Here is a 6,230-nt window from a genome sequence, read left to right as displayed (position 1 = left end):
CGGGCAGGTCGCGCCACGAAATACCCGTACGCACGCGGTACAGAACGGCATTGACAAACAGTCGATTGTCCCGGCCCGTACCCCCGCCTGTGCCGGGGCGCCCCAAGGTATGCGGTTCGACTAACTTCCATGCCAGGTCACTTAATTCATGGCGACGCATAGCCCAAAATTAACCCTACACTGTCCACACACCCTAGTTAATTAATTAAATTTTTTCACATCATTTTTGCATGATGCTTCTATTCTAACGAATGACATCTTTGTGTTTATTCTATAACGTCGCCTTTGATAATTGTATTTAATCTATTTAAGTTGTCTTATTTTGTACTTTTTGTATGAAAATACCGGCTCGCTATTGCGAATCTGAACTATAAATCCTTTCTTACTAGCTCCTTAATGACTTCATTCTAATTGTATGTCTTTCTCATTTAATCCAATATGCTAATTGTCTATGAATCGTAGAACTTTCCTTCGCAAACCAGCGGCTCCCGTGGCCGCTCTCTTCGAGCGCCCTGCGGCAGGCAGTGACCAGTCCCCAGGCAAGGGTGAAACCGTGAATACTATCGCCAACAAGGAACTGCCGACCGCACCGCGCTCTCTAGCTGGAATAGCCCCCTACACTGGCCCCTGGGGTCCGGTGCAAGCAGCTCACCTGCTACGACGCGCGACCTTTGGGTCCTCCCGCGACGAAATCAACACCGCCGCCAGCCAATCCCTCACCCAGGTCCTTGACCGCCTGTTCACCGCGCCGGCCACGCCGGAGCCGCCGGTTATCGGCTTTTCAGGCGATCCGGACTTTCCCTTCGGCTCTCAGTTTGTGACTGGCAACATCGAAGGCTGGACTGCCCGATGCAGCTTGCGGGCTTGGTGGATGGGGCTCATGCTCAAAGACACATCTCTCGTAGAGAAGATGACCCTGTTCTGGCACAACCACTTCGTCGTTCTCATCGATACCGATGCCGGAATCCTCAATAGCCGCTTCGGCTACCGCTACGTAGCCTTGTTGCGCGAGCAGGCCCTGGGCAACTTCAAGCAACTGGCCAAGGACGTAACCATCGAGCCGGCCATGTTGAGCTTCCTCAACGGCACCGACAACTCGGCCGACGCCCCCAACGAAAACTATGGCCGCGAGCTGCTCGAGCTCTTCACTATCGGCAAAGGGCGGATCATCGGACCCGGCAACTACACCACCTACACCGAGTCGGATGTACAGGCCGCCGCCCGCGTGCTCACTGGCTGGCAGTACTCAGAAGAAAACATCAACAGCTTTTTCACCGAGAGCCGCCACGAACCCGGCCCGAAGCAGTTCAGCAGCGCCTTCGGCAACCGGGTCATCACCAACCAGGGCGACCAGGAATACAAGACCCTGATCGACCTGATCTTCGACCGGCCCGAAACGGCCGCCTTCCTCGTGCGCAAGCTCTACCGCTGGTTCATCTACTACGTCATCGACGCCACCACCGAGGCCAACGTGATCCAGCCCCTGGCCGCCCAGCTCCGGCAGAATGGCTACAATGTGGCCCCGGTGCTGCGCACCTTGCTGGCCAGCGAGCACTTCTTTGATGCCGTCAACATCGGCTGCATGATCAAAAGCCCGATGGATTTCGTTCTCGGTACGCTCCGGCAAATGTCCGTCGCTCTCCCGCCCGAATCTGAGTTGGAGCCGTCCTACAACTGTTGGTATGCGCTTGTTGACAGCGCTGAAAGGATGCAGCAATTCATTGGTAATCCGCCCAACGTGGCGGGCTGGCCAGCCTATTGGCAGACGCCCCAATATTACGAGATGTGGATCAACGCTATGACCCTCCGCTGGCGCAACGAGTACACCAACGAGCTCAGCAGTAACTATGGCTACGTGGTCATCGTCAATGGCGTTTCTTACCCGCTCAAGATCGAGATCATCGAGTGGGTGCAAAGCCTGCCGGCCGCTACGGCCGCGGACTGCAACCTGCTGATTTTAGAATTAGTTAAGCAACTGCTACCCTTTCCCCTGACAGCCAACCAGCTCACCTTCCTCAACGACACACTGCTGCCCGGCCTGCCAGATTTCGAGTGGACTGTGGAGTGGCAGGACTTTCTCTCCGACCCTAACGATATGGCCAAGCGCAACGCCGTGGATAGCAAGCTTCGCGCCGTGTTACGTCAGATCATGGGCCTGGCCGAATATCACTTGGCGTAACGACCACTTGGCTATCGGCACCTCAGGCGATGGTTTCAGCGAACTCACCAGCCCGTTCATCCCCCGTTATTCAATTCTTATTAGCATATGCAACGTAGACATTTCCTTCAGACGACGGCCGCCGCCACCGTGCTGCCCACCTTACTCGGCGGCCTGCCCATCAGCGCCCATGGTTTCGCGCCTAACCTCTTCGAGCTCACCGGCGGCGCCACCCAAACCGACCGCGTGCTGGTCATCATCCAACTCACGGGCGGCAACGATGGGCTCAATACTATCATCCCCCTCGACCAGTACACCAACCTGATGCGCGCCCGCGCCAACGTGGCCATCGCTCAGAACCGCGTGCTGCCCCTGCGCGGGGCCACCGGCATCCACCCGGCCATGGTCAAGGTCAAGAACCTGTTCGACAATGGCCAGATCGGCATCGTGCAGAACGTGGGCTACCCCGAAGCCAACGGCTCGCACTTCCAATCCACCGACACTTGGACGTCGGCGGCCGACTCGAACGTGCTCCTCCCTTCGGGCTGGGGGGGCCGCTACCTCAACAACGAATATCCGGGCTTCCCCGTCGACTACCCCAACGCCCAGGCTCCCCACCCGCTGGCCATCACCATCGGCTCGGTGGCCAGTAACGTGGTGCAGGGCCCGGTCATCAACATGGGCATGGCCATCAATAGCACCTCCTCGTTTCAGCAATTGCTGACCGGCAGCGTCGACACAGCCCCCAACACACTGGCCGGCCACGAGTTGACCTTCATCCGACAGATGGTGCGCCAAACCGATGTGTACTCGACGACCCTTCAGCAGGCCGCCGCCCGGGCCCAGAACCTCTCCCCCCTCTACCCGACAGCCGGCGTCAATGAGCTGGCCGACCAGCTCAAGATCGTGGCTCAGCTGGTGGCCGGTGGGCTGCAGACCCGCGTCTACGTCTGCAGCCTCGGCGGCTTCGACACCCACAGCAGCCAAGTGGACACCGGCGATGGCAACACCACGGGCGAGCACGCCAAGCTCCTGAGCCTAATTTCGGTGGCCCTCGACGCGTTCCAGGACGACTTGCGCCGGCTGCGGGTGCAGGACCGGGTGGTGGGCATGACCTTCTCCGAGTTTGGCCGCCGCATGGTCTCTAACTCAGCCAAGGGCACCGATCACGGCGAGGCCGGGCCCATGATCGTGTTTGGCACCAGCGTCAACCCCATCATCCACGGCCCCAACCCCACCATCCCAGCCGACGCGACCTTCGTCGACAACCTGCCCATGCAGATCGACTTTCGCTCTGTCTACGCCAGCATCCTCAAAGACTGGTTCCAGGTGCCGCAGGCCACCATCAACGCGCTGCTGCCCTCGAGCGTGGGCCAGTTCCCGTACGTGCCCGTCATTCGCCAGGGCACGGTCACGGGCTCGACGCCGGCGGCTGAACTAGAAGTAACTGGCTTCAGCGTGTTCCCCAACCCGGCCCGCGAGCGGGCCACGGCCACGTTTGAATGCCAGGGGGGCCACGTGCAGATGGTGCTGCGCGACGTGGTGGGCCGTGAGGTGCGCCGCGTGCTCGACCGGGCGATGCCCCAGGGCCAGTGTCAGGTGCCGGTGGACGTGAGTGGCCTCAAGGCCGGGCTTTACTACTGCCACGTGCGCGAGGGACAGCGCGTGAGCGCCCGCAGCCTCTCCGTGCTTTAACAATCATCGGACCTACCCGGCCCGACGAGGCAGAGAGATTGCCCCAGCTAATTCAAGCCCTTGAGGGTCGCCACGCGGCCTTCAAGGGCTTGTGCTGCATCGCAGCAGGCCACTCGTTCAGTGTTCCTAAAGCAACATAGAATAGTACACGACTTGGTTGGTCATAATCATTCCGCTGTCCAAGTATCAGGGACAAATTTGCTTGTTGATTTCAATCTGGACCTGACATTAAGCCAAAGGAATTAATATAAAATATTAATTCTATCATATAAATTTTTTTCATAACACTATTGCAATTTTATCATATAGCATGAGCGCTAAACTCCTTAGCTGACGATTTCTTCTAGTGTGAATGCCATAATTTACTATATAATCTTCTCTTTAATAAATTATAAAATTCCAGAAAAATCAACATTTTACGGACACTATTAGGTGAACTTCCATAAGTCCCTATTGTAAATCTGCACGATAAACTTTTCCTTACAAGCTCCTTACTGATTTCATTCTAGTTGTATGCTTTTCTCACTTAATCCAATATGCTAATCGTCTATGAATCGTAGAACTTTCCTTCGCAAACCAGCGGCTCCAGTGGCCACCCTCTTCGAGCGCCCCGCCGCCAGCGGTGACCAGCCCCCGGGCAAGGGCGAAACCGTGAGCAAGTTCGCCAACAAGGACCTGCCCGCCACCCCGCGCTCGCTGGCCGGGCTGGCCCCCTACACCGGCCCTTGGGGCCCGGTGCAAGCGGCCCACCTGCTGCGGCGCGCAACCTTCGGGCCCACCCGCGCCGAGATCAACACGGCCGCCAGCCAGTCCCTCACCCAGGTCCTCGACCGCCTCTTCACCGTGCCCGCCACGCCCGACCCACCCGTCCAGGGCTTCCCAGGCGATCCGCTCTTGCCCGTCGGGGCGCCGTTCGTAACGGGGGACTATGAAGGGGGTTGGAGTGCCCGATCCAGCGTGCGGGCTTGGTGGCTGGGGCTCATGCTCAAAGACACAACCATCGTCGAGAAGATGACCCTGTTCTGGCACAACCACTTCGTCATCACCTTCGACCTGGATGGCGGCACCTTCGACAGCCGCTTCGCCTACCGCTACTGCGCCCTGCTGCGCGAGCAGGCCCTGGGCAACTTCAAGCAGCTGGCCAAAGACATGACCGTCGAGCCCGGCATGCTCAAGTACCTCAATGGCAGCGCCAACACCGTCGACGCCCCCAACGAAAACTACGGCCGCGAGCTGCTCGAGCTCTTCACCATCGGCAAGGGCCGCACCATCGGCCCCGGCAACTACACCACTTACACCGAGGCCGACGTGCAAGCTGCCGCCCGCGTACTCACCGGCTGGCAGCATTCGGAAGAAAACATCAACGGCTTCTTCACCGACAGCCTGCACGAGCCCGGCGTCAAGCGCTTTAGCAGCGCCTTCGGCAACCGCACCATTGCCAACCAAGGCGACCAGGAGTACAAGGCCCTGATCGATCTGATTTTTGATCGGACCGAAACGGCCGCTTTCATCGTGCGCAAGCTTTATCGCTGGTTCGTCTACTACGTCATCGACGCCACCACCGAGGCCAACGTGATCCAGCCCCTGGCCGCCCAGCTCCGGCAGAACGGCTACAACGTGGGCCCGGTGGTGCGCACCTTGCTGGCCAGCGAGCACTTCTTCGATGCCATCAACATCGGCTGCATGATCAAGAGCCCCATCGATTTTGTCGTGGGTGCGGTCCGGCAGATGTCCGTGACCTTCCCGCCCGAATCCAACACAGTGGAATTATACACAGCCTGGAGCATGCTCGTGGATGGTGCTGAGAAGATGCAGCAGTTCATTGGCAATGCGCCCAACGTGGCGGGTTGGCCAGCTTATTGGCAGACCCCGCAGTATTATGAGATGTGGATTAACGCCATGACGTTGCCCCTGCGTAACCAGTTCACCGACCGGATCATCAACGAGTATGGTTACGACACCAACTTTCCCGCCACTGTCAAGCTCAGGATCGAGACCATTGACTGGGTACAGAGCCTGCCGCCGGCCACGGCGGCGGACTGTAACCTGCTGATTGCGGAATTTGTCCGACACTTGCTACCCTTCCCCCTGACGGCCAACCAGATGACTTTCCTCAACGACACGCTGCTGCCCGGCCTGCCGGATTTCGAGTGGACCGTGGAGTGGCAAGCCTTCCTGGCCGACCCCGACAACATGACTAAACGTAGTGCCGTGGATAGCAAGCTCCGCGCCGTGGTACGCCAGATCATGGGGCTCGCCGAATTTCATTTGTCTTAACGACCAACTGGCTATCGGATCCGTGGCCGACTGTTGCGTCGAACAGGGCCTCTATTTCGCTAGCTTTTAACTGACTATAGGCTCCGTGGCCGACAGTTTC

The 6,230-nt window shown here is 58.5% G+C and carries 4 protein-coding genes; 3 read left to right on the top strand and 1 reads right to left on the bottom strand.

Annotation, left to right across the window (positions count from 1 at the left end; translation table 11 throughout):
- A partial coding sequence (locus IC235_RS17210) for a transposase (protein WP_223847382.1) occupies positions 1–160 on the bottom strand: 160 nt, incomplete at its 3' end.
- 291 nt (positions 161–451) lie between these two features.
- Between IC235_RS17210 and IC235_RS17205 the strand changes: the two genes are divergently transcribed.
- From IC235_RS17205 to IC235_RS17195, 3 genes are all read left to right on the top strand, one after another.
- Positions 452–2,179, top strand: a complete 1,728-nt coding sequence (locus IC235_RS17205; RefSeq protein WP_191006436.1) for a DUF1800 domain-containing protein — start codon at positions 452–454, stop codon at positions 2,177–2,179.
- Positions 2,180–2,266: 87 nt separating this feature from the next.
- The gene (locus IC235_RS17200; RefSeq protein ID WP_191006435.1) at positions 2,267–3,853 is read left to right on the top strand and encodes a DUF1501 domain-containing protein; all 1,587 of its coding nucleotides are present in this window, start codon (positions 2,267–2,269) and stop codon (positions 3,851–3,853) included.
- Between the two features lie 549 nt (positions 3,854–4,402).
- Positions 4,403–6,130, top strand: a complete 1,728-nt coding sequence (locus IC235_RS17195) for a DUF1800 domain-containing protein (RefSeq protein WP_191006434.1) — start codon at positions 4,403–4,405, stop codon at positions 6,128–6,130.
- Positions 6,131–6,230: the final 100 nt, after the last annotated feature.

The sequence above is a fragment of the Hymenobacter montanus genome, from assembly GCF_014699115.1.
Lineage (GTDB): Bacteria > Bacteroidota > Bacteroidia > Cytophagales > Hymenobacteraceae > Hymenobacter > Hymenobacter montanus.
Note: the sequence above shows the minus strand (reverse complement) of the source record. Positions and strands in the feature narration are given on the sequence as shown.